The organism is Collinsella sp. AF16-8 (assembly GCF_003462695.1).
GTDB lineage: Bacteria > Actinomycetota > Coriobacteriia > Coriobacteriales > Coriobacteriaceae > Collinsella.
In genome coordinates this window covers 196,813-221,332 of the sequence record NZ_QRXX01000001.1, presented here as the reverse complement: position 1 = coordinate 221,332, position 24,520 = coordinate 196,813, and the positions used below count along the sequence as shown (strand labels likewise).

General features: G+C 60.0%; 22 protein-coding genes and 2 tRNA genes. 23 read left to right on the top strand and 1 reads right to left on the bottom strand.

Annotation, left to right across the window (positions count from 1 at the left end; translation table 11 throughout):
- Positions 1 to 360: 360 nt before the first annotated feature.
- The 17 genes from DWW73_RS00920 to DWW73_RS00840 all read left to right on the top strand — a co-directional run bounded on the left by DWW73_RS00920 (position 361) and on the right by DWW73_RS00840 (position 21,199).
- Positions 361 to 1,863, top strand: coding sequence for an ABC transporter ATP-binding protein (locus DWW73_RS00920; protein WP_117778513.1), 1,503 nt, complete (start codon positions 361 to 363; stop codon positions 1,861 to 1,863).
- Between the two features lie 186 nt (positions 1,864 to 2,049).
- Positions 2,050 to 2,475 carry a 50S ribosomal protein L31 gene (gene rpmE, locus DWW73_RS00915; RefSeq protein WP_006235303.1) on the top strand — a complete coding sequence of 142 codons (426 nt, stop codon included), beginning with the start codon at positions 2,050 to 2,052 and terminating at the stop codon, positions 2,473 to 2,475.
- Positions 2,476 to 2,822: 347 nt separating this feature from the next.
- Positions 2,823 to 5,630, top strand: a complete 2,808-nt coding sequence (gene secA / locus DWW73_RS00910; RefSeq protein ID WP_117778512.1) for a preprotein translocase subunit SecA — start codon at positions 2,823 to 2,825, stop codon at positions 5,628 to 5,630.
- Positions 5,630 to 6,778: a peptide chain release factor 2 gene (gene prfB, locus DWW73_RS00905; protein WP_117778511.1), complete on the top strand. Its 1,149-nt coding sequence runs from the start codon at positions 5,630 to 5,632 to the stop codon at positions 6,776 to 6,778. The genes secA and prfB overlap by 1 nt, the downstream gene beginning before the upstream one ends.
- Positions 6,779 to 6,908: 130 nt before the next feature.
- Positions 6,909 to 7,799 carry a YitT family protein gene (locus DWW73_RS00900; protein ID WP_117778510.1) on the top strand — a complete coding sequence of 297 codons (891 nt, stop codon included), beginning with the start codon at positions 6,909 to 6,911 and terminating at the stop codon, positions 7,797 to 7,799.
- A gap of 207 nt (positions 7,800 to 8,006) precedes the next feature.
- Positions 8,007 to 8,837: a transketolase gene (locus DWW73_RS00895; RefSeq protein ID WP_117778509.1), complete on the top strand. Its 831-nt coding sequence runs from the start codon at positions 8,007 to 8,009 to the stop codon at positions 8,835 to 8,837.
- Between the two features lies 1 nt (position 8,838).
- On the top strand, positions 8,839 to 9,780 hold the full coding sequence (locus tag DWW73_RS00890) for a transketolase family protein (protein ID WP_117778508.1): 942 nt from the start codon (positions 8,839 to 8,841) through the stop codon (positions 9,778 to 9,780).
- 451 nt (positions 9,781 to 10,231) lie between these two features.
- The gene (gene ftsE, locus DWW73_RS00885; protein WP_117759469.1) at positions 10,232 to 11,452 is read left to right on the top strand and encodes a cell division ATP-binding protein FtsE; all 1,221 of its coding nucleotides are present in this window, start codon (positions 10,232 to 10,234) and stop codon (positions 11,450 to 11,452) included.
- On the top strand, positions 11,439 to 12,359 hold the full coding sequence (gene ftsX / locus DWW73_RS00880) for a permease-like cell division protein FtsX (RefSeq protein ID WP_117778507.1): 921 nt from the start codon (positions 11,439 to 11,441) through the stop codon (positions 12,357 to 12,359). Before ftsE ends, ftsX begins: the two co-directional genes overlap by 14 nt.
- Before the next feature lie 135 nt (positions 12,360 to 12,494).
- Complete coding sequence (locus DWW73_RS00875) at positions 12,495 to 14,630, top strand: ribonuclease R family protein (RefSeq protein ID WP_117778506.1); 2,136 nt, start codon at positions 12,495 to 12,497, stop codon at positions 14,628 to 14,630.
- A gap of 177 nt (positions 14,631 to 14,807) precedes the next feature.
- Complete coding sequence (locus DWW73_RS00870) at positions 14,808 to 15,413, top strand: recombinase family protein (RefSeq protein WP_117638065.1); 606 nt, start codon at positions 14,808 to 14,810, stop codon at positions 15,411 to 15,413.
- A 104-nt stretch (positions 15,414 to 15,517) separates the two neighbouring features.
- Positions 15,518 to 16,099: a VanZ family protein gene (locus DWW73_RS00865; RefSeq protein WP_117778505.1), complete on the top strand. Its 582-nt coding sequence runs from the start codon at positions 15,518 to 15,520 to the stop codon at positions 16,097 to 16,099.
- A gap of 204 nt (positions 16,100 to 16,303) precedes the next feature.
- Complete coding sequence (locus tag DWW73_RS00860) at positions 16,304 to 17,155, top strand: MurR/RpiR family transcriptional regulator (RefSeq protein WP_117778504.1); 852 nt, start codon at positions 16,304 to 16,306, stop codon at positions 17,153 to 17,155.
- Between the two features lie 10 nt (positions 17,156 to 17,165).
- A complete protein-coding gene (gene murQ, locus DWW73_RS00855; protein WP_117778638.1) occupies positions 17,166 to 18,089 on the top strand; it encodes an N-acetylmuramic acid 6-phosphate etherase in 924 nt (307 codons plus the stop codon).
- A 57-nt stretch (positions 18,090 to 18,146) separates the two neighbouring features.
- Positions 18,147 to 19,577 carry a PTS transporter subunit EIIC gene (locus DWW73_RS00850; RefSeq protein ID WP_117778503.1) on the top strand — a complete coding sequence of 477 codons (1,431 nt, stop codon included), beginning with the start codon at positions 18,147 to 18,149 and terminating at the stop codon, positions 19,575 to 19,577.
- Positions 19,578 to 19,694: 117 nt separating this feature from the next.
- The gene (locus DWW73_RS00845; protein ID WP_117778502.1) at positions 19,695 to 20,747 is read left to right on the top strand and encodes a MupG family TIM beta-alpha barrel fold protein; all 1,053 of its coding nucleotides are present in this window, start codon (positions 19,695 to 19,697) and stop codon (positions 20,745 to 20,747) included.
- A 92-nt stretch (positions 20,748 to 20,839) separates the two neighbouring features.
- On the top strand, positions 20,840 to 21,199 hold the full coding sequence (locus DWW73_RS00840) for an arsenate reductase family protein (RefSeq protein WP_117778501.1): 360 nt from the start codon (positions 20,840 to 20,842) through the stop codon (positions 21,197 to 21,199).
- Between the two features lie 72 nt (positions 21,200 to 21,271).
- Here the strand turns inward: DWW73_RS00840 and DWW73_RS00835 are convergent, their stop codons facing one another.
- Positions 21,272 to 21,682: a hypothetical protein gene (locus DWW73_RS00835; protein ID WP_117778500.1), complete on the bottom strand. Its 411-nt coding sequence runs from the start codon at positions 21,680 to 21,682 to the stop codon at positions 21,272 to 21,274.
- Between the two features lie 266 nt (positions 21,683 to 21,948).
- Between DWW73_RS00835 and DWW73_RS00830 the strand changes: the two genes are divergently transcribed.
- From DWW73_RS00830 to DWW73_RS00805, 6 genes are all read left to right on the top strand, one after another.
- Positions 21,949 to 22,022: transfer RNA gene (locus DWW73_RS00830), tRNA-Gln, on the top strand.
- 17 nt (positions 22,023 to 22,039) lie between these two features.
- Positions 22,040 to 22,116 (top strand) — tRNA-Glu (locus DWW73_RS00825).
- A gap of 97 nt (positions 22,117 to 22,213) precedes the next feature.
- Positions 22,214 to 23,131 (top strand): hypothetical protein, encoded by a 918-nt coding sequence (locus tag DWW73_RS00820; RefSeq protein WP_117778499.1) that lies wholly within the window; start codon positions 22,214 to 22,216, stop codon positions 23,129 to 23,131.
- The gene (gene smpB / locus DWW73_RS00815; protein WP_006235325.1) at positions 23,121 to 23,591 is read left to right on the top strand and encodes an SsrA-binding protein SmpB; all 471 of its coding nucleotides are present in this window, start codon (positions 23,121 to 23,123) and stop codon (positions 23,589 to 23,591) included. Before DWW73_RS00820 ends, smpB begins: the two co-directional genes overlap by 11 nt.
- 153 nt (positions 23,592 to 23,744) lie before the next feature.
- Positions 23,745 to 24,248: a flavin reductase family protein gene (locus DWW73_RS00810; RefSeq protein WP_117778498.1), complete on the top strand. Its 504-nt coding sequence runs from the start codon at positions 23,745 to 23,747 to the stop codon at positions 24,246 to 24,248.
- 89 nt (positions 24,249 to 24,337) lie between these two features.
- The gene (locus tag DWW73_RS00805) at positions 24,338 to 24,481 is read left to right on the top strand and encodes a rubredoxin-like domain-containing protein (protein WP_117638060.1); all 144 of its coding nucleotides are present in this window, start codon (positions 24,338 to 24,340) and stop codon (positions 24,479 to 24,481) included.
- Positions 24,482 to 24,520: the final 39 nt, after the last annotated feature.

The window sequence follows — 24,520 nt, the reverse complement described above, 5'->3', positions numbered from 1 at the left end:
TCCGGTCTGTTACTTTTAATCTAACGATTCTTTGAGGAACGTAGGTGCTTCTGAATGTACTGTCGACTTCTTCTCAAACTGATCCTAAGAGACAAGGCCGCATGGATTTGTACGCTCGTTCTCGCTGCAGCCTTTTCCGTCCCCATTGCGTTCAATTCACCCATCTACGGGCCCTTCTTTATGAAGCAGGGCATGCAGGGCTTTGTCGACGCATTCAATACGCGCGCGCCCCAGGCCAGCGGCACAGACCTATCGCCAGAGCAGTAAGCTGACGCGGAGCTTGCAAGATACGCGAACGCCGCCCTTGCCGCTCAAACCGACGCTGCCTTTCTCGATTCTGCCGAGAGCTACTACGCGCTCATGGGCGAAGGCTTCCAATCCGGGTCCATCGTGGGAGACCGAGAGACCAATGACGCAGCGCTCGCATATTGCCGTGCCCTGAGCAGCTCCGGCATCACGGATATCCCGGCCTCCGCAAACGACCTGCCATTCCTTTCCTTCCTGCCTTACGCCATTGCCACGGCGCCGTCTTTCCTTCCCTTCATCCCCTTCCTTCTCTCGTCGATACTCGTGCTCGGCGCCACAAGGCCCGGGACCCTGGCGGCAAAGGCGCCCGCGCCCAAATTCCGGCGCCTTATCCAGATCGTGTTTTCGATAATCGTCGCGGGGACCGCGATGCTCCTCGCCGGCCTCGCACCCGGGGGCATTTACGCCTTGGTCCTAAACGGCTTCGGGCAAATTGGGTACCCGATCGCCTTCTTCCATGACGGCGCGCTTGCCACCACGACCGCGGGAAACGTCTTCACGACCCTGCTTCTCGCGCTGCTTGCGGGCGGAACCTTGATATCCGTTTGCTCCGCCGTCCTATCGACCGCAACGAGGCGCGTCCTCGCAGGCCCCCTTACCTCAGCGCTGCTTGTCGCGGCCCCGGCATTCCCGTTGCTGTCCGATTCGGCGCTGGAGCATAATGCCGTGCTCGGGCTCCTGCCGCTGGCCGTGTTCTCGCCTATCGAGGCAACGGGATACGTAGGATGCTTCCCGACAGAATTCATTGGCTCCGGTTCAGGCAGCGCATCGATGCTTGCCGTGGCCCTGATATACGTCGCGGTCCTTTTTGCGGTCGGCGCCGTTGCGGCACGTTCGCCCAAACAGGCTGGACCCGCTAAAAAGCACCATGGGCTCGAGCTTCTAGACGCGAGCGTGGGATACGGGAGCACGACGATACTTTCAATCGGATCGCTTTTCCTGAGCCCGGGAACGGCGGCGGGCCTCGTTGCTCCCAACGGCTCGGGGAAAACCACCCTTCTTGAAGCGCTGTCGGGCCAATTTCCCACCCGCATCCACTCGGGAAGCCTGGCGGCAGACGGAATCAGCCAACGTCGATCAGCCGAATTTGCAGAACTCGTCTACCTGAGCTCTTCAGGCGGCACGGATCTCTATCCCACGCTATCGGCCCTCGAGCACCTTGCTTTCGTTAGGGAGGCGTGGAAATCGGCCGCCGACATCGACTCGCTCTGCGACTCCCTCGGAATCTCCCCATATCTCGACAAGCCGACCCGTAAACTCTCGACAGGAATGAAGCAGCAGGTAAAGCTTGCCATGGCGATAGCGACCGATTGCCCGTACCTCATCCTCGATGAACCGCTGAACGGCCTCGATCCGGGAAAACGGAAAACCTCCTGCGACGCGATGCGCAGCGAAGTGGCGCGGGGACGCAGCGTGCTCATTTCAAGCCATCTGCTCGACGACCTGGCAGACCTCACCAACTCGTTCTACTTCATCGAGGCCGGCACGCTCGTGGAAAAGATCAAGTCGTCCTCGCAGACGCTCAAGCAGGAATACCTCGATACATACGAGAGATGAATGTGGGGGAGTGTTCGGATGAAGTTGATATTTAAGGTCCAGCTCGTGTTGTGCCGAAAAGACCGTGAACCTTTTGTGGGACACGCGGCGCCGTGGTACCATAGCCGAGTTTGTTGTCTTGGTCGGAAACCAAGACGCCTTATGCGCTGATCGGTAACCAGCGCCTGACTAATAAGGAGTCCTACCATGAAGCAGGGTATCCATCCCCAGTATGTCGAGTGCACGGTGACGTGCTCCTGCGGCAACACCTTCAAGACGCACGCTACCGTGTCCGAGATGAAGGTCGAGCTTTGCAACGAGTGCCACCCGTTCTACACCGGCCAGCAGAAGTTCGTCGACACCGGTGGACGCGTCCAGCGCTTCGCCGACAAGTTCGGTGGCGCCGCTGCCGCCCAGCTCAAGAAGGCCGAGGAGGCCAAGGCTGCCAAGGCCGCCAAGGCTGCTGAGGCCGAGGCCGCTCGCAAGGCCGCCGCTGAGGCTAAGGCTGCCGAGAAGGCTAAGCGTGCCGCTAAGTTCGCCGAGGAGGCTGCCAAGCAGGCCGCCGAGGCTCCTGCAGAGGCTCCCGTCGAGGAGGCCGCTGCCGAGGCCGAGACCACCGAGGCTGCTGAGTAAATAGCTCGCCGCGGAATCGCTCGCATTCATGGCATAAGGGCCGCGCATCCGTTTGGGTGCGCGGCCCTTTTCTTTTTATTGGTGCAGGCTAACCCGTTCCCATTGCACCAGATTGGTGCGAAGGGGACGGGTTGGTTTGCACCAAATGGCAGAGTGACGGCGTTTTCCCAGATAAAACCTGCCAAAATAAACCAGTCCCTTTTTGGCAGGTCGGTCGGGTCGTAGTTATTACGTGGCGGTCGAGGTCGACCGTATAGGCCGCGCCTTGTTTGGCTAAAGTACATTTATCTGTGTTTAACTCGCCCAAGGCTGCATGGCACGGGCGATGGCCAAAAAAGGAAAACCACATGGGATTCATGTCAAAGCTGCTGTCCTTTGGATCCGATAAGGACCTGAAGCGCTACTACAAGATCGTCGACGAGATCAACGGTCTTGAGCCCCAGTTTGAGAAGATGACCGAGGAGGAGCTCCGCGCCCAGACCGATAAGTTCCGCGAGCGATACGCCAACGGCGAGTCGCTCGACGATATGCTCCCCGAGGCTTTTGCCACCGTGCGCGAGGCTTCAAAGCGCATCACGGGCATGCGTCACTTTGATGTACAGCTTATCGGCGCCATGGCGCTTCACGAGGGCCACATTGCCGAGATGAAGACCGGCGAGGGCAAGACCCTGGTCTCCACCTTGGCCGGCTACCTCAACGCTATCGCTGGCAAGGGCGTGCATGTCGTTACTGTCAACGATTACCTGGCAAAGCGCGACTCCGAGTGGATGGGCCGCATCTACAAGTACCTGGGAATGACCGTCGGTCTGCTCCAGAACAACATGCCGCTCGAACTCAAGCGCCCGGCCTACCAGGCAGACGTCACCTACGGCACCAACTCCGAGTTCGGTTTCGACTACCTGCGCGACAACATGGTCACCCGCCCCGAGCAGCGCGTACAGCGCGGCCACCATTACGCCATCGTCGACGAGGTCGACTCCATCTTGATCGACGAGGCCAGAACGCCGCTCATCATCTCGGGCGCCGGCACCAAGTCCGCCAGCACCTACAAGGACTTCGCGCGTGCCGTGCGCGGCCTGGAGCGCGGTGAGGACGTGTCGCACGACATGCTCACCGCCACCGAGGACGTCGAGCCCACGGGCGACTACGTCATGGACGAGGCCAAGCACACCATCGCCGCCACCGAGCGCGGCCTTAAGAAGATCGAGCGCCGCCTGGGCATCGAGGACATCTATGCCGACCTTTCGGGCCAGCTGGTCAACCACCTGCAGCAGGCGCTGAAGGCTCAGTACATGTTCCATCGCGACAAGCAGTACGTGGTCACTAACGGCGAGGTCAAGATCGTCGACGAGTTCACCGGTCGCATCATGGAAGGCCGCCGCTACTCCGAGGGCCTGCATCAGGCCATCGAGGCCAAAGAGGGCGTGCTCGTGCGCGAGGAGAACCAGACCCTTGCCACCATCACCCTGCAGAACTACTTCCGCCTGTATGACAAGCTCTCCGGCATGACCGGTACGGCACTCACCGAGGACGCCGAGTTCCGCGAGATCTACAAGCTGCCCGTCGAGGTCATCCCCTCCAACAAGCCCGTTCAGCGTGTTGACCACGAGGATCTGGTGTACCGCACCATCCAGGCCAAGTACAACGCCGTTGCCGACGACGTCGAGCGACGTCACGCCAAGGGCCAGCCGGTCCTGGTGGGCACCGTCTCCATCGAAAGCTCCGAGAAGCTGTCGGCCGCCCTTACCAAGCGCGGCATCGCGCACGAGGTCCTCAACGCTAAGCATCACGAGCGCGAGGCTCATATCGTTGCCCAGGCCGGACGCTACGGCGCCGTGACCATCGCTACTAACATGGCCGGTCGTGGTACCGACATTCTGCTGGGTGGCAACCCCGACGAGCTGGTGCGCGAGCGCCTTGAGTACGAGGGCCTGACCATGGAGGACGTGACGCCCGAGCAGCTCGAGCAGTTTAACGCCGAGGCCAAGGAGACCTGCAAGGCCGAGCGCGAGCGCGTGCTTGCCGCCGGCGGCCTGACCGTCATCGGCACCGAGCGCCATGAGTCCCGTCGTATCGACAACCAGCTGCGCGGCCGCTCCGGTCGTCAGGGCGATCCGGGCGAGACTCAGTTCTACTTGTCGCTCGAGGACGACCTCATGCGCCTGTTCGGCGGCGACAAGATGGACCGCGTCTCCAAGATGATGGTTACCGCCGACATGGGCGACGACATGCCCATCCAGCACAAGATCATCTCCAAGGCCGTTGAGAGCGCCCAGCACAAGGTCGAGAGCATCAACTTCTCCATGCGCAAGAGCGTTCTTGAGTACGACGACGTCATGAACAAGCAGCGCCAGGTCATCTACGCCGAGCGCAACAAGATTCTGGACGGCAAGGACCTGACCGACCACATCACCGAGGTCATGCACGACACCGTGTACCGCTGCGTGCAGGAGTTCTGCACCAAGGACAGCCACGATGGCGAGCGCGATCTCGAGGGCCTGCGCAAGTGGGTCGTGGAGCTCACCGGGCATATCGATACGCCCAAGTTCCCCGACGAGGACTTCGAGGCCCTGGCTGCCGATGTCCTGGCATACGTTGAGAAGTGCTACAACATGAAGGCCGAGCGCCTGGGTGAGGACCTCATGCGCGAGCTCAACACTCAGGTCATGCTGCGCGTCATCGATACCCGCTGGATGAACTACCTGCAGGAGATGGACTACCTCAAGACCGGTATCGGACTGCGCGGCTTTGGCCAGCGCGACCCGCTGGTCGAGTACAAGACTGAGGCTTATGGTGCCTTCCAGATGCTCGTTGACACCATGTACGAGGATTACCTGCGCACCGTTCTGCGCATCGAGATCAAGGCCGCCCCGCAGGCCGTGGAGCACAAGGAGGACCCCGCGCTCGAGGGTGCGCGCTTCTCCGGCCCCGCCGACGTCGATGGCGACAACGGCAGCTCGGTGCTGCGCAAGCAGGCACAGGTTCAGGCTCGTACGGCCGTCCAGGGAGGCCCGGCTGCTGTCAACAACGGCGGCAAGGTGACCACCTACCGCAAGTCCGAGAGCGATGACCCTTATGTCAACGTGGGCCGCAACGACCTTTGCCCCTGCGGCAGCGGCAAGAAGTTCAAGTACTGCCACGGCAGGAATCGTTAATGGCCGAGGCTTTAGAGGTAACGCCCGCCGAGCTGGACGCGTTTGCGGACCGGCTCGGCGAGGTCGAGTTGTATCTTCATTTGGACGAGAAGCGCACGCGCGTGACCGAGCTCGAGGCAAAAAGCGTGGCCCCCGGCTTTTGGGATGACGCCGACGCCGCTCGCGCAACCATGGAGGAGATCGCTCGCGCCAAGGAAGATATCGCTGCCGTGGATACCGCGCGCGGCGAGCTATCTGACGCCCGCGCGGCGCTGGAGCTTGCCGAGGAGATGGGCGACGACCCCGATGCCGCCGCATTGCGCGAGGAGGCTGCCGCTACGGCAGAACGCCTGGCCCGCGCTATCGACGAGCTCGAGCTTTCGAGCTGGTTTACCGGTGAGTTCGATCACGGCGACGCGATTGTGACCATCAAGCCCGGACAGGGTGGCCTGGAGGCGCAGGACTGGACCTTCATGCTCTTTAAGATGTACATGAAGTACTGCCAGCGTCGCGGCTGGAAGGTCACCATTAACGACTGTCCCGCGGCTGAGGTCATCGGCATCGACCGTGCGACCTTTACCGTCGAGGGCAAGGACGCGTTTGGCATGCTGCGCGCCGAGGCCGGCGTCCACCGTCTGGTGCGCATTAGCCCCACCGACGACAAGAAGCGCCGCCAGACCACGTTTGCCGGCGTCGAGGTCATTCCCGTGCTGCCTGACGATATCGACATCGAGATCAGTCCCGACGATATCCGTGTGGACGTGTATCACGCGAGCGGCCCGGGCGGTCAGGGCGTCAACACCACCGACTCCGCCGTACGCGTTACGCATTTTCCCAGCGGCATCGTTGTCACTTGCCAAAACGAGCGCAGCCAGATTCAAAACAAGGCCGCGTGCATGCAGATTCTCAAGGCCCGTCTGTACGAGATCGAGCTCGAGAAGCGCGCCGAGGCCCTGGATGAGATTCGCGGGCCCAAGACCACGATCGGTTTTGGCAACCAGATTCGCAGCTACGTGCTCTACCCGTATCAGATGGTCAAGGACCTGCGCACGGGCGTGGAGACCAGCAACGTCGAGGCCGTTCTCGACGATGGCGATCTGGATCCGTTTGTGATCGGCTACCATCGTTGGGCAACCGGCAACGCCGATGCGGAAGCATCGTCTGCCTAGGCACATGATTGGCTCCGGGTCGATGCAAACACTTCGCAGGGGTGGTATTTGCCCGGTGAATCGGTAGAATCGAATACAGCAAGAAGTTCAAAGCGCACTCGTTTGGGTGCGCTTTTTTGAGGGAGGCAGTATGGCATATCGTCTGGACATCAAGCGCATTCTTTCGATGAACTTCTTTCATGACTTGCCCAAGATTATGTTTGGCTGCGCCCTGGCAGCTATCGCGACAGACTTGTTTTTGATCCCCAACGGCCTTGCCGCCGGCGGCGTCACAGGCCTTGCCACCATTATTCAGGCGGTCGGCGCCTCGCATGGCATATCGCTTCCCGTCGGTATCCAGACCATCGTGATGAATGCCTTGCTGCTGCTGGTTGTTATGCGCGAGGGTGGCATGTTCTACGTGGTGCAGACGGCGACCGGTTTTGTGCTGCTGGGTTTTTTCACCGACCTGTTCGCTCCGTTTGTGGCGCCGCTGGCACATGCCGATCTGATGCTGCCCGCTATGTGGGGCGGCATTATCACGGGCATCGGCTATGGCATGGTGCTGCGCGCCGGCGCCAACACCGGCGGCTCGGACACGATTGGCCAAATCATCTCGCGTAATACCTCGCTGCCCGTGGGCTCGACCGTCATGGCGATCGATGTTGCCGTATGCGCGCTGTCGGCTCCGGTCTTTTCAGTCGAAAATGCACTATATGCAGGCCTTTCGATGGTCATTAGCGGCTACGTGATCGATGCCGTGGTCGATGGTGGCAACAAACGCCGTATGGTACTCATCATCTCGGACAAGTTCCCTGATATCGCTGCCGATATCATGTATGGCCTGGGTCGTGGTTGTACCAAGTTTAAGGCGACTGGCATGTATTCGGGTGCCGAGAAGCCGGTGATCATGGTCATCGTGAACCGTCGAGAGCTCAATACCCTCAAGACGATCGTGCGCGAGCGCGATCCTCACGCCATTGTGACGGTCGCCGACGTTACGGAAGCTTTCGGCGAGGGATTCAAGGACATTAGCGCGTAGGGCCGACCGCGTCCCATCCAAAAGACGTTCACATTGATAAACCGTTTCATCAGCGGTTCTGCCTGCTAAATTGTTCAAATAATGATAAAAACTCTGGTAAAGCCATCAGTTTCCAGCATAATGAATGACGTACGTGCATTGCGGCTGTGTTGGGATTACCTTCGGTGCCGTGCGCATTTTGTCTAATGAGGATGAAAGGAAGGCACAATGAGCGACGAAGAGCTCAAAAAGGTTGCCAACGAGGTAAGGAAGGGCATCGTCACCGGCGTGCACGCTGCCAAGTCCGGCCATCCGGGCGGTTCGCTCGGCGCTGCCGACATCATGACCTATCTGTACTTTGAGGGAATGAACGTCGACCCGGCCCATCCCCGCAAGGCCGACCGCGATCGCTTTGTGCTTTCCAAGGGCCACTGTGCACCTGGTCTGTACGCTGTGCTCGCCGAGCGTGGGTTCTTCCCCAAGGAGGATCTTGAGACGCTGCGCCACATCGGCAGCCACCTGCAGGGTCATCCCAACATGAACGACACTCCGGGCGTTGACATGTCCACCGGTTCGCTCGGCCAGGGCATCTCCGCCGCCGTGGGCATGGCCGTTGCCGCCAAGCACTGGGGCGATACTTATCGCACGTACGCCCTGCTGGGCGACGGCGAGAGCGAGGAGGGCCAGGTCTGGGAGGCCGCCATGTTTGCCGGCAACCAGCAGCTCGACAACCTCTGTGTGATCGTCGACCACAACGGCCTGCAGATCGACGGTCCCGTCGAGGAGGTCAACGACCCCATGCCGCTCGCCGACAAGTTCCGCGCCTTTAAGTTCCACGTGGTGGAGCTTGCCGACGGCAACGATTTCGATCAGATCCGCGCCGCCTTTGCCGAGGCTCGCGCTACCAAGGGCCAGCCGACCGCCATTATCGCCGAGACCCTGAAAGGCAAGGGCGTGTCCTTTATGGAGAACCAGGTTGGTTGGCACGGCAAGGCCCCCAATGATGAACAGTTTGAGCAGGCCATGGCAGAGCTCACGGCCGCCGGAGAGGAGCTCTAGGATGGCAGACGTCAAGAAAATTGCCACGCGTGTAAGCTACGGCGAGGCCCTCGTCGAGCTCGCCAACGAGCACGATGACTTTGTGGTCCTCGACGCCGACCTGGCCGCCGCCACGCAGACCGGTAAGTTCAAGGCGGCCTGCCCCGACCGCTTCTTCGATGTGGGCATTGCCGAGAGCAACCTGATGGGCGTCGCCGCCGGTATCGCGACCACCGGTCGTGTTGCCTTCGCGAGTACCTTTGCCATGTTCGCTGCCGGTCGCGCCTTTGAGCAGGTTCGTAACTCCATCGGCTACCCGCACCTCAACGTTAAGATCGGTGCCACGCACGCCGGTATCTCGGTGGGCGAGGATGGTGCCACGCACCAGTGCTGCGAGGATATCGCCCTGATGCGCGTCATCCCCGGCATGACTGTGATCGTTCCTGCCGACGACGTCGAGGCCCGTGCCGTGACGCGCGCCGCCTACGAGTGCGACGGTCCGGTGTACATGCGCTTTGCCCGTTTGGCCTCGCCGGTTATCAACGACCCCGAGACCTATAAGTTCGAGTTGGGTAAGGGCATTATCATGCGCGAGGGCGCCGATGTGACCATCATCGCCTGCGGCCTGATGGTCGGCGAGGCTCTCGAGGCCGCCGAGCAGCTCGCTGCCGAGGGCATCGACGCCGAGGTCATCAACATGCACACCATCAAGCCCATCGATGCCGATCTGATCGTCAAGAGCGCCACCAAGACCGGCCACGTCGTGACCGTCGAGGAGCACTCTGTGATCGGTGGCCTGGGCAGCGCCGTTGCCGACGTCCTGTGTGAGCAGTGCCCGACGCCGCTCAAGAAGATCGGTGTCAACGACACCTTCGGCGAGTCCGGCCCGGGTGCCGAGCTCCTGCACAAGTACGGCCTGGACGCCGCCAACATCGTGGCGACCACCAAGGAGTTCCTGGCATAAGGCAAGACGAGGCAAAGTATCGTCTCAACAACCACATCCAAGCCAGAACAGGGGCATCCCCAAAGAGGGCGCCCCTGTTTTTGTTGAATTTAAATTAGAGCCCTGCCAAGTAAAGTTCCCATGGGGAAACGGGCCCATCCCAACAAAGTGCAATTCAGACCCTTCCAACTTTGTATGCGCAGCATCTCAAGTTGGTGCGTCGGCCCCATAGTAGCCGCAGGCCGGGCGCAGGGTTTCCTCCCAAATCTTTCCGCAGCGCAGGCCGGCGTTCGTCCGCAGCTCCGCAGGAGCAGGACAAATGCCGGCCATGCGCGAGGACGATTTGGGAGGAAACCCTGCGCCCGGCCGGTGGGATCCCAAAGCCCGCCATGCTTCTTATGTGCAGCAAAGCTAATGCTGCTAAAATGTAAAGCGCTCATGTAGTTTAAACGCACGACGATAAGGAGCACCAGTGGGTAACCACTTCCGTACCTCCGGTGCGGGCGATGATGCCCCCAAGACGCAGACAGGCGTCCAGGGCAGTCGTTTCGCCACTCCGGATTCAGAGGGCCAGCCTGTTGCTCAGGCCCCCACTCAGCCGGCAGATCAGGCACAGCCGGCATCCGATCCCTTTGCCTACAATCCCACCAGCGATGTCGCGCTTTCCGGCACGGCGGGTTTTGAGCCCGTTCAGGCCGTGACTGCTCGCGTGGAGCAGCCTCAGGCTGGCGCCGCCACGCCGCAGCCTACCATGGCCGGCATTCCCGACCCCATGGCCCCTGCGACGCCGGTTCCTCAGCCTGCGCAGTCCGGTCTCTTTGCCGCTATTCCCGATCCCACGCAGCCTGCTGCCCCGGTGGTCGAGAGCGATCAGGCAGCCGAGGTCGCAAGCCTCGATAACGCGCTCAACAACCCCGATTTTACGTCGGTGTTTGCGCCCATCGATCCGCAGGCCAGCCGCAAGAAGATGGCCAAGCAGGCCGGTGTCGAGCCCGTCATCCTTATGGAGCATGTCACCAAGATCTATCCGGCACAGCCCAACAAGCCTGCACTTGACGACATCAACATTGAGATCTATCCGGGCGAGTTCGTCTTCCTGGTCGGTCATTCCGGCTCGGGTAAGACCACGCTGCTGTCGACGCTCAACCGCGACGTCAAGCCGACGAGCGGCCGCATCTTGGTTGCCGGTCAGGACCTCATGAAGATCAAGAACCGCAAGGTTCCGTTCCTGCGCCGCCAGATTGGCGCCGTGTTCCAGGACTTTAAGCTTCTGCCGCAAAAGACCGCCTACGAAAACGTGGCGTTTGCCCTGCAGTGCATCGGCAAGCCCAAGGGCGTCATTCGCAGCCAGGTGCCGGAGGTGCTGCGTCTGGTCGGTCTGGCCGATCAGATGGACTCGCTGCCCGACCAGCTTTCCGGTGGCGAGCAGCAGCGCGTCGCCGTCGCCCGCGCTATGGTCAACCGTCCGCCGCTGCTGATCTGCGACGAGCCCACGGGTAACCTCGACCCGGCGATCTCGCTGGGCATCATGAAGCTGCTCGAGCGTATTAACCGCACCGGCACCACCGTGATCGTCGCCACGCACGACCGCGAGATGGTCGATAGCATGCACCGTCGCGTGATCGCCCTCGAGGGCGGCCACGTTATCCGCGACCAGGAGAGGGGAGGTTACGGCAACTATGGCACCAACTAACGTGGGCTACTCCTTCAAAGAGGCAATCAGTCACTTCTTCCGTAACTGGACTACCTCGCTCGGCGCCGTCATCACGATCTTCCTTTCGCTGTTTATCATCGGCCTGTTCATCATGGGCTCCGCGATGCTGAACTCCGTGATCGGCACCGTCGAGGATCAGGTTGTCATCAACGCGTTCATTAGCGATGACGCCGATCAGGCCGATGTCCAGGCTTTTGAGGCCGAGCTTAAGACGTGGAATAACGTCAAGTCCGTGACCTATAAGGACAAGGACGACGCGCTGGCCGAGTATACGAGCAAGATGTCGGGCAACGCCGACGCCACCATGAGCGCGCTCGATGGCCAGAACCCGCTGCCGGCTTCGTTTGCAATTGAGATGGACGATCCGTCCAAGGTCGAAAGCACGGCAGAGAAGCTCAAGAAGAACGCCGACTTCCAGAAGATCGCGGATGACGGCGACGTCAACGCGAGCGTGCTGTACGGCCAGGAGGAAGTGAGCCGCCTGTTCCAGGTGACCAACTACATCCGCATCGCCGCCGTGGTACTCGTTGGCCTTCTGACCTTTATCGCATTCATCTTCATCAACAACACGATTCGCCTGTCCATCACGGCGCGTCGTCGTGAGATTGCGATTATGCGTCTGGTCGGCGCCAGCAACGGCTTCATTCGCGGCCCGTTTATCACCGAGGGCGTACTGCAGGCCATTTTGGGCTCGCTGCTTTCCATCGGCGTTCTGGAGCTGCTGCGCAATCTGATGATTCCGCGTTTGCAGGAGAGCATCGGCTGGATGTCGTTTGCCCTGCCGATGCAGTACTACCTGGTGACCTATGCTGCGCTGATTCTGGTCGGTGTGATTATCGGTCTCTTTGGTTCTGCCATAGCCATGCGCCGCTACCTGCGCGTGTAGGCATGTCTGGAATTCATCCCTTCCAACGGGTCGTCTCTTATGGGGCGGCCCGTTTTTTGATCTCTAGGGGACGGCAGGAAAACGGATCATTTGGGTAGACTCTTTGGAGTTCGTCATCGATAGCAAGGAGGCGCCATGGGGCGCAATAACAAGCATAAGCGTGGAGCTCGCAATAAGCGCGGGCCGGTGCGCAGCGAACGCCGTCCGAGCCTGACCGGGCGCGTGCAGCTCCATGAGCATAGCGCCTACGTTGTAACCGAAAACGGCGACTACAAGGTCATGGGCCGCGGTAAGCGCGAGATCATGGATGGCGATACCGTTGCCGTGAGCATTAAGAACAGCCCGCACGGTGAGCGGCGCGCCGTGATCGAAGGCGTGGTTGAGCGCGCAGCCATAAGCGTGGTGGGTACGTACCAGACCGCTGGTCCGCTCGGTGTGATCGAGCCGCTCGATTCGCGCCTGAAGGCCGACTTCTTCATTCTGCCCGAGGATACCTCGGCGGATCGTCTGGGCGTCCACCCGGGTGATGCCGTTGTCGCGCGCATTTTGACCTACCCGACGCGCCTGGAATCGGGCACCGTGACGATCGAACGCCGCATTGGCGGAGATGACGCGCCCGATTTGGGCGTTCAATACGTGATGACGCGTTACGGCTATACCGATAGCTATCCCGAGGCCGCGCTGGACGAGGCCGAGGGACTTTCGCTCGATGTGTCCGCGGCGCTTAAGGACCCGCTCCGCCGCGATCTGCGCGACCGCTTTGTCATCACGATCGACCCGGTCGACGCGCGCGACTTTGACGATGCCATTTCGCTTGAGCGCACGCCCGAGGGTGGCTACAAGCTGGGTGTGCATATCGCTGACGTTTCTCACTATGTGGCTTGGGACGGGCATATCGATCTTGAGGCTCGCCATCGTACGACATCGGTGTATCTGGCCGATCGCGTGCTTCCCATGCTGCCCGAACGCCTGTCCTGTGACCTATGCTCGCTTCGCCCTGACGAGGACCGTCTTGCGTTTACCGTTGACATTGAGCTCGATGCGCAGGGTCGCGTGCGGCATTACGATCCGTACCCCAGCGTGATTCGCTCGCGTGTGCGTATGGACTATGACGGCGCCGAGGCGCTGCTGGTGCGTGCCGACGCTGTTGAGTATTCGGTGCTGGAAGGCGCCGCTGAGGATGTTGCGGCTGCTGAGGCCTCGCGCGAGGAGGCGCTTGAGCGCGGTCTTGCGTGCGAGGAAACTGCTCGCGGCTATAACGTCGACCTCGGCGATTTCCTTGTCGCCGCCAACGAACTCGCCGAACTTCGCCGTCGTATTCGTCGTGCCCGCGGCTCAGTCGATTTTGACACGGCCGAGATTCGCGCTCTATTGGATGAGGACGGAGTGCCCGTGCAGATTGTGGCGCGCGAGCGTTCGTGTGCCACGTCGCTTATCGAGGAAGCCATGCTACTCGCCAACGAGTGCGTTGCAGAGTGGCTGGCAGACCGTGATATCGAGGCCTGCTATCGCGTGCATGAGGATCCGAGCCCCGATAGCCTGCACGGTGCCGCCGTTGCGCTGGCGCAGCTAGGCATCATCGACGATCGCCGTGCTGCCGGTATCGCCCTGGGGAGTCCCGATGAGCTACAGGCTGCAGTTGATGCTGCCGCCGGTACGGCCAACGCACCGCTCGTCAACACGCTGCTTCTGCGCAGCATGCAGCGCGCACTGTACAAGCCGCGCAACGAGGGCCACTTTGCGCTCGCCGCGCCGTGCTACTGTCACTTTACGAGTCCCATCCGTCGCTACCCCGATCTGGTGGTGCACCGCGTGCTCAAACTGCAGTTGGCCTATGAGCAGCTCGGCGGCAAGGACGCCCTGGTCCGTACGCCGCGGCTGATCGGCAAGGGGCGCGAGTCGCTGCCGCGCATTCTGCCGCAGATCTGCCGCGCATGCAGCGATGCCGAGCGCGCGGCAGATGCCGCTAGCCATGCGACGCAAAAGATCAAGATTGCCCAGTACTATGAGGACCGTCTGGGCGAGCGCTATGCCGGAACCGTCTCGTGGGTTAGCAGCATGGGCCTCTTTGTGCGCTTGGACCTGACGCAGGTCGAAGGCTTGGTTTCGATCAAGAGCCTGGGCAACGAGTGGTTCGAGTTCGACGAGGACGCGCTCACGCTCACAGGTGCCGACACGGGCACTCGTTACGAGCTGGGGCAGCGCGTGATCATCGAGGTCTCGCGCGTCAATACCACGCGCGGGCACTTGGACTTTAAGCTTATCCATTAGCCAAATCTCGATTCATGGCGGGAGAGCGGAGGGCGGTCTTTCGGGGCCGCCCTCCGCATTTGGATCATGGCTACCTTGCCGTCTGCTCGGCCGCCCGCTTACCTGCTATTTGAGAGGTAAAACCTACCAAAATAAACCTGTCCCTTTTTGGCAGGTTTACAAGAAAGCGGGGATGAGATGGCGACGGTGTATGGTTATGCGCGGGTGAGTTCGCGCGATCAGAATCTTAATCGGCAGCTGGATGCGCTGGGCGCCTATGGCGTGGGCTCGGCGAATATTTATGCCGACCATGCGAGCGGCAAGGACTTCGATCGACCGCGCTATCGCGAGCTGCTGCACGTCCTGGGAGACGGGGACGTGCTGGTGGTGCTTTCTATCGACCGACTTGGTCGTAATTACTCCGAGATTCTTGAGGAATGGCGTCGCATTACCAAGGAGCTCGGGGTTGCCATTGTGGTGTTGGACATGCCATTGCTTGACACGCGCGCCAGGGCAAGCGGCACGCCGGATGTGACTAATGCCCTGATTGCCGATATTGTGCTGCAACTGCTGAGCTACGTGGCGCAGGTGGAGCGCGAGAATATCCATCGGCGCCAAGCGGAGGGAATTGCAGCGGCGCGGGCGCGAGGGGTCCGTTTCGGTCGACCTCGCAAGCCGTGCCCTCCTCAGTTTGATCTGGTACGGGATAGCTATGAGGCGGGCGATATTACCCGCAGCCAGGCAGCAAAGTGCCTGGGCGTGTGCGTGGGGACGTTTGATCGCTGGATGCGCGAGGCGGGGTAGGGGTTTGCGTCGCTTTGTCGCTTCCTGTTGCGATTCAAATTTTGATACGATGGCGATGTCATTTGGGGCTACACTCGCTGATATTCAAAAAAGGAGGTAGGCCCTTGGCGCGCGTAAAACAAATAATCGGATGGACCGCGATCGTTCTGTTCGCTGCAACGCTGACGGGCATCTGGGTGCTGACGGAGCAAAATGCGGTGGAGACGTCGTTGCTGAGCGAGTCCACCGCGCGTGTGGTGGAGGGTCAAGCTACGGGCGTACAGGCTGCCGATGCCACGGGTGAAGCTCAGATGGAGAGCGGAATGACCGGGGGCACCGATTCGGCTGCCTCGAATGTACGGTCTGGCCGACTTGCTTCCATTCGCATGTGGGTGGGCACGAACGTCCGTCGCGTTGCCCATACCGTAGAGTTTTTCTTCGTCGGATTGTTCGCCTCGGTGGTCGTGGTTTGCTTTTCCAGGCGTCCGTGGAGCGTATGCTCCCGTTGCGTGCCCGTGTTGCTCTTTTGTGCCGTCTGCTCCGTTGGCGATCAGGTGCATAAGATCTTTGTTCCCGGCAGGCATTTCGACGTTATCGACTTAGGATTCGATGCTGCGGGCTATGTCACCGCGATGCTGCTGGTATTGCTGGCAGCGGCGTTGGTGCACTATGCGACTCGGCCGATCGGCGCCCATGCGAGGCGCTAGCCGGTAACAAACCCGTTTCTGATAATGCGACCTTGTTGAATTATTTTGTGTCGCGCGTATTTCCGAGCGGTCGGATTTGAGGGGCGAGCGGTAGAACGCTCGCCCTTTGTGCGCCACGATGCGGCACAATGTACCGTAAAAGCTGTTTGTATCCGGTACGAATCGTTCGTTGGTCTTTAATTCTTCTCAACGGAGGTGTTTGAGATGGCAAACGGATTGCTTTTGCGGCTTCGCGAGCGTGAGCTCAGCGCGAGCCCGGCGGAACGCAATGTCATCGCATATGTAAGCGCTCATCCGCACGAGGTGGTCGGGCTTTCCGTCCGCGGTCTTGCCGATGCCACGTTCTCCTCGCCCTCGAGCATTTTGCGCTTTTGCAAGCGCTTGGGTTTTGCGGGCTACAAGGAGTTCCAGCGCGAACTGATTGCCGAGCTGGCGCTCTTGGGTGACAAGAAAGACGTTGCCCTCGAGGACATCTCCATGGATGACAGCGTCGAACGTATCGTGGGGAAGGTGATGAAAAGCAACGTGCGCACGATCGAAGCGACGGCGCGAACGCTCGATTACACCGTCTTGGAGCGATGTGCGGCCTATCTTAAGCGGGCACGCGCGGTCAATCTGTTCGGTATCGGTGCCTCTCGTTTGGTCGCGCACGATCTGGCGCAAAAGCTCATGCGTGTCGACAAAGAGTGCCATCTGTACGACGACTGGCATGATCAGCTCTTGTGTGCCAAGAACATGCATGAGGGCGATATGGCGATCGCCTTTAGCTACTCGGGCTTGACGCAAGAGGTGCTGGACTGCGCCGCCGAGGCCCAACGTCACAACTGTCCCGTTGTGGCCGTGACCAAAGTAGATGGATCATCCAAGCTTGCCACCATGGCCGATGCCGTGCTCGGCGTCGCTGCGAGTGAGCCCTTGGTCCGCAGCGGTGCCATGGCTTCGCGTATGGCCCAGCTTATGGTTGTCGATGCCCTGTACGCTGCTTACGTTGCCAGCGACTACGAACGAGCGACGCATGTCATTAAGCAAAACTACATCGAGAAACAGGAAAGATGAGGTGAATGAAATGCTCGATTTAACAAAATTCACGACCGAACAGCGTAATCAAAGGTCAATGAACCTCGATACGATGACATCGCTGCAGATCGTCACGACGATGAACGATGAGGATCTTCGTGCCGTCCAGTCGGTCACGAAGGTGTTGCCCCAGGTTGCCACAGCAATCGACTGGGCTGCTGAGGCACTCGAGCGCGGCGGGCGCGTCTTTTACATGGGTGCAGGCACCAGCGGTCGTCTGGGTGTACTCGACGCTTCGGAGTGTCCGCCCACGTTTGGCGTGTCACCCGATCTGATTGTCGGGCTCATTGCCGGAGGCGAGACGGCGTTTATCAAGGCTGTCGAAGGTGCCGAAGACAGCGAGGAGCTTGGCGCGAGCGACCTGCGGGGGCGTGGACTCTCGGACAAGGATCTTGTCGTTGGCCTGGCGGCAAGCGGTCGTACTCCCTATGTGGTGGGCGGCCTTGTGTACGCCAAGGCAACTGGGTGCAAGACCATTGCAATTGCCTGCAACCAAGGGTCGAAGATCGGGAAGAGCGCAGATCTTGCCATTGAACCCGTGCCCGGTCCCGAGGTACTGACCGGCTCAACGAGGCTCAAGGCGGGAACGGTTCAAAAGCTCATTCTCAACATGATTTCGACCGGTGCCATGGTCAAGATCGGCAAGGTATACCAAAACCTGATGGTCGATGTGCAGCAGACGAACGAGAAGTTGGTGGTGCGCGGCCAGAACATCGTGATGGAGGCGACCGGCTGCACGCGCGAGTGCGCTATTCAGGCGCTTGCAGATGCCGGCGGCCACGTAAAAACCGCTATTGTCTCGGTACTGCTGGACTGCGATGCCGAGCAGGCTGCGGTAGCTCTTGAGCGAGCGCGAGGCCATGTCCGTGCTGCGGTGAGTGGCCATGAGAAGAGCAATGCCGATGCCCAATAGGTGCGCGGCGTGAGCTGATATGACATCCAGACGAGATACCCAATACAAGGAGGAGTTATGACGAACAAAGAGCTGGCTCAAAAGCTGCTGGACCTTTTGGGCGGTAAAGACAACGTGCTGGCAAACGCGGCGTGCATGACGCGCCTGCGCGTGACCGTCAAAGACACGGGCAGCGTCGACGCGGAGGGCATTAAGGCACTCGACGGCGTGATGGGCCTGGTCGAGGACGACACGATGCAGATCGTGCTGGGTCCGGGCAAGGTGAATAAGGTGCTCGAGGAGTTCTCCAAGCTCACCGGCCTTGCGAAAGGCGTTGCCGACGAGAGCGTGGTTGACGCTGCGGCCACAAACAAGGCCGCGCAGAAGGCAAAGTACGAGTCCAAGCCGGTTCAGGCCTTCCTCAAGAAGATTTCCAATGTCTTCGTTGCCCTGCTTCCCGGCATCATTGCGGCTGGCCTCATCAACGGTATCTGCAACGTCATTAACGTCTCGACGGCAGGCGCGCTTGCAGGCGAGTGGTGGTACCAGGGCATTCGTTCCATGGGCTGGGCCCTGTTTGCCTATCTGCCCATCTTGGTGGGCTATAACGCGGCACGTGAGTTTGGCGGCTCCGCTGCGCTGGGCGGCATCGCCGGCATGATGTGTATCGCTAACAGTGCCATGCCCCTGCTTGCGCCTGGCGCGGCCGATCCAGCCACTGCCATTCTGCTGCCGCTCACCAATGCGCAGTACAACCCCGCAGCGGGCGGCATGATCGCGGCTCTTATCGCTGGCGCATTTTTTGCCTGGATGGAGCGTCAGATTCGCAAGGTTATGCCCAACGCACTCGATACATTCTTGTCCCCGCTGCTGGTGCTCATCATCGGCGCCTTTGCTCTGATGCTCGTCATCCAGCCGGTTGGCGCATGGCTGACGACTGCCATCTTTAGCGTTTTGACCTTTATCTTCGAGAAGCTGGGCGTCCTGGGCGGCTATATCCTGTCGGCAGGCTTCTTGCCGCTGGTTTCCGTCGGCCTGCATCAGGCGCTCACGCCGATCCACGCTATGCTCAACGATCCCGACGGCGCTACCAAGGGCATCAATTACCTGCTCCCCATCCTTATGATGGCTGGCGGCGGCCAGGTCGGTGCCGGTCTGGCGCTGTACTTTAAGACCAAGAACGCCAAGCTCAAGAAGTATGTCGCAGAGTCCATTCCCGTTGGCATTCTGGGTGTGGGCGAGCCTCTGATGTATGCCGTTACGCTGCCGCTCGTTCGCCCGTTTGTGACGGCCTGCCTGGGTGCCGGATTTGGCGGCGCGCTCGCGGCGCTGCTTCACATCGGCACGGTTTCTCAGGGCGTTTCCGGTCTGTTTGGCCTGCTGATCGTCGTTCCTGGCCAGCAGCTCGGCTACGTTGCCGCTATGCTGCTTGCCTATGCCGCCGGCTTTGTCCTGACGTGGTTCTTTGGCGTCGACGAGCAGAAGATCAACGAGTTCTTTGGCGAATAGTTTGATATCGCGAGCCGTGTTGCTCAGGGCTCGCGGCGCGCGGCAGATTTCTTGATGCTATGGTTGTGCCGGTGGGGCTAACTGCTCCGCCGGCCTTTTTTAAAGGAGCGTTGAAACGTGAAAACGGGTATTTCGATTTATCTTTCCAGTCCTCTGCAGGATATTGAGCGGACGATTGAGCACGGTGCCGCGGCGGGTGCGCGCTATGCGTTTACCTCGCTGCATATTCCCGAGGATGGGGGAGCGGCGTATACCGATAAGGTCCGTCATGTGCTGTCGCTGCTTTCCGCCCGTGGCATTGCGCTCATTGCCGATGTGGGGCCGCGCACGTGCGATTTGCTCGGGCTTGAGTGCATCGAGGACCTGCGCGATCTGGGGTTGGAATACCTTCGTTTGGACTATGGCTTTAGCGCCCGGCGGGTCGCGGAGCTGTCCGGTGTATTTCGCATTGTGGTCAATGCATCGACGGTGAGTTCTGATGAAATCGCATCGTGGCGTGAGGCCGGTGCCGATGTGACTCATTTTGCCGCCTGCCACAATTTTTACCCCAAGCCTTATACCGGTTTAGCTCTGGAGGACATTGCTCGGGTGAATCTTCGTCTTGCGGCGCTTGGATTCGAAATCATGGCTTTTGTGCCGGGTGATGCTAACGTTCGCGGGCCAGTATTCGAGGGACTGCCGACGGTCGAGGCGCAGCGCGGTCGCGCGTCAAAGGTTGCTCTCAATATGCTTGAGCTTGCACATGGCGCCGATTGCGACATTGTGTTGGTCGGCGACCCCGATCTTTCCGATGCGGGCTGGACGCAGTTTGCTCATGTTTCCGCCGGATACGTGGACCTGCAATGCGAGCTTGAGCCCGGTTATGCCTATGTGCGTGGGCAGATTCATCACGACCGACCCGATTCGAGCACCCTCATCTTTAGGTCTCAGGAGTCGCGTACGACGCTTAAGCCGGATTCCGTGCCGATGGATGCCGGTGCCGGCCTGTTTCGAAAGGCGGGGTCGATCGCTGTGAGCAATAGCAGCTATGGGCGCTACGAAGGCGAGCTTGAGATTGCGCGGGTCGATCTTCCCGGTGAGGAGCGCATGAACGTTGCGGGTCATATCACGCCCGAGGCAATGGAGCTGCTGCCGTTCATCAAACGCGGATTCGGGGTACGGTTCGTTTAGCGTGTGACCCGTGGGCTACAATTGGCCCATCATGCGAAGGCGCCTCGTGTGGCGTGAGCCTGCGTTGGCCGATCTATATTCGGAGGATTCCCATGACCGTACTGTTTATTGAATATCCCAAGTGCTCGACCTGTAAGAAGGCCAAGGCATGGCTGGACGAACACGGGGTAGAGTATATCGACCGCGATATCGTTTTGGACAATCCCACGGCTGATGAGCTTGCGACCTGGATTGCTCGTTCGGGACTGCCGGTACGGCGCTTCTTTAATTCGTCGGGCATGAAATATCGAGAGCTGGGCCTGAAGGCGCGTCTAGATGCGGGCATGACGGATCGGGAGTGCTACGAGCTGCTGGCGACCGACGGCATGCTGGTTAAGCGTCCGCTGTTGGTGGGCGACGACTTTGCGATTCCCGGCTTTAGGGAATCGGCTTGGGTCGAGGCGTTGCTGTAGCGGCTGCGGAAAGTGCGACCCGTTTTGAGTGCTCAGGGTGGGACGTGTTTTCCATCGGCGGGCTCGCTCGGCTCAATCATCGAGCTGTGCCCATTCGTGCGGATCGTAGACCTTTACGTGCTTGTTGGGCTTGCCGCTCCAGTACTCCTCGTCCATAAAGGGCAGATATGCCTGAACGCCGGGGCAGATAAAGGGAACCCGCTGCTGTTGCAGTCGCTCGCGCTGTCGCTGCTCCAGGTGCGCCTCGGATATGACAGTCGGCATACCGGACAGCTCGACGAGGCTTGCCTGGATTCGCTTAAGGTCGGGGAGTCCCGCGTGCCATGACATCCGCATGATCAAAAAGGATGCACGGCGGTAGTTTGCCTGCATCACCGTGATGGCGGGGCGCAGAGTGGGATGGATTTTGTCCCGTTCGGGCCAAAGGTCAGCAGTGATCTCGAGGCCCAGGGTCTCCCATAGGTAATCAAGCTCTTCGTCCATGGCGCCTCGATATCTACGTGATCATTGATACTTCGATTGTGTTGCCTGGTGCTATCGTTTTCGCGGTAGAATCTGCCAACGGTTGACGGCTACCGCTCGCGGCGTTTTGCCCTTCGTGTGCAGCGGTCGACTTCACAGGTCCTTCACGTGTTGGCCGTATTTGACTGAATTTCAAAAAAGTCAAAATTGGGGCTTGCGTCACGGCCGGACTTCCCGTATATTTCTTTCTTGCGCAAAGGCACAGCCGAGCGCAGCGATGCAGTCATTGGGATGTCGTCTAATGGCAGGACAGCGGATTCTGGTTCCGTCAATGGGGGTTCGACTCCCTCCATCCCAGCCATTGCATTTGGTACATATGGCCCGTTCGTCTAGCGGTTTAGGACGCCGCCCTCTCAAGGCGGAGATCACCAGTTCGAATCTGGTACGGGCTACCAAAATTGAACGCCCGGGCCTCGTAAGAGACCCGGGTTTTGTGTATTGACCGATATTTAAGGCGCGCGTTGAGTCTGCCGCCCGGACCGAGGAGTTGTCATGGACCTGCCTATCAGCTTGGAAGACATCACGTATGCCGAGAACTATCTGGCGCAGGGCGACCTGGCTACGGCGACGCCGCTGCTTGAGCGTCTGGTGGAGCTCGCCGAGGAGTATATCGACGCTGAGTGCAAGACGGAGGAGAAGCGCCAGTACTTTAGCTTCGACAGCAAGTTTGAGCGCCTGGCCTATCGCCGCGTGGAGAAGGATCCGCGCGAGCTGGTGCAGGTCGAGGTTCCCTTTGACCGCCTGTACTCCGACATGGCGTTTGCCTACATTCGCCAGCAGGATTATGTGAGTGCTCGGAATGCCCTGATGCAGGCCGTGCGTTGGGATCCCATGAACTGCAACTACCGCTTGGACTTGGCCGAGCTGTTCCGCGCGCTCGAGGACAAGCAGGAATGGGCATCGCTCTCGTACTCGGTGCTGGAGCGTGCAAGCGATGGCAAGTGCGCCGCCCGCGCCTATGCCAACCTGGGCCAGTACTTCTTGGAGCCCGAGACCGAGAATGTCTCGGCCGCCGTGGGTTGTGCGCGCCTGGCGTTGCGTCTGGCGCCTGGCGATGCGCATACGACGCGTCTGCTCAACAAGATTCATACTGCCTACCCCGATGCCGCCGAGGAGAGCGATGAGCACGTGATGGGCGAGCTGAGCCTGCAAGGCGTGCCGACCTCGCCTTCGGCTGAGATTGCCATTTGCCTGATCATGTGTGCGACCGATGCTGCAAGCGACGGCGACAAGCAGGAGGCGACGCGCCTGACGGTGCGTGCTCGCGATTTGGTGGGCGAGGAGGCCTGCGCGGCGATTATCAAACTGGTGCGCGAGAGCGATGCCGAGCTCAATGCTGAGCGCAAGGCAAAGCGCGACGCCGCGGGCTCAAACGCCGATGGCGCCAAGGAGGCCGGCGATGCCCAGTAAGCGCGAGCGCAAGCTCATTTCCAAGAATCGCTCGGCACATCACGAGTACTTTATCGACGAGACGTTTGAGTGCGGCATTGAGCTGAGTGGCACCGAGGTCAAGTCGATTCGCGAGCGCGCCTGCCAGATCACCGATACCTTCGCGCTGATTCGTGGCGGCGAGTGCTGGCTCGTTGGCCTGCATATTCACCCTTATAGCCATGGCGGCGTGTGGAATCGCGATCCTGATCGCCGTCGTCGTCTGCTGCTACACCGCAAGGAGATTGATTTTCTCGACGGCAAACTTCGCAACCGTGGTTATGCGCTGGTACCGTTGGAGCTCTACTTTAATACCGACGGCCGCGTAAAGCTGCTGTTGGGCCTGGGCCGAGGCAAAAAGCTCTACGACAAGCGCGAGGACATGGCCAAACGCGATGTTCAACGCGAAATCGATCGCGCCCTTAAAGAACGCAACCGCTAGGAGCGAGTTCACGGGAAGGTGCCCTACCGCGCCCGCCCCGTCTTCCTTGCTGTTTTGCTATACATTTCCAAAAGACGGTGTCCGTTATGGGCGCCGCTTTTTATGGGTACATACAGCCTTAAGGTTCAATCCCGGGTTAGGGGAGTACTTGTTATGGACAAAACTGCGTTCTTTACCATGCCGAGTGGGCTCTATGTGGTGAGTGCCGCGGCCGACGGGCTGCGTGCCGGCTGCGTTATCAACACGGCGGTGCAGGTGACGGCAGCACCACCTCGCATCTCGGTTGCCGTAAACAAGGAAAATGTGACCGCTGGCGTGATCGAGACTGCCAAGGCCTTTGCGCTGACCGTGATCGACCAGACGGCGGATATGCTCTACATTGGCAACTTTGGATTTCGCACCAGCAGCGATTATGACAAGTTTGCCAAATACGAGACCCGCGAGACGGCTCTGGGCATGCCCTATGTGCCCGAGCACGCGACGGCCCTGTTTAGCTGCCGTTTGATCGACACTGTGGATGTGGGCACGCATCTACTGTTTATCGGCGAGGTCGAGGATGCCGAGCGCCTGAGCGACGAGACGCCGCTCACCTACGATTACTACCATAAGGTCCTGAAGGGCAAGACGCCTCCGAAGGCGTCCTCGTATCAAGGCTAGAAATGTTTTAAAAATACTTGCATTATATTATTGAGAATCTATACTAATAGATGAAGTACATCACCAGTCGCGTTCGAGAGGAGAACATCATGGCTGAGGAGAAGAAGACGTATAAGTTCGTGTGCATCGTTTGTGGCTACGAGGTTGAGGTCGACACGCCCGAGCTGCCCGAGGACTACGTGTGCCCGGTCTGCGGCGTCGGTCCCGATCAGTTTGAGCTCGTCGAGGAGTAGCTCGTCGGCACGCGGCTCACGGCAACACATAGCTCTGTC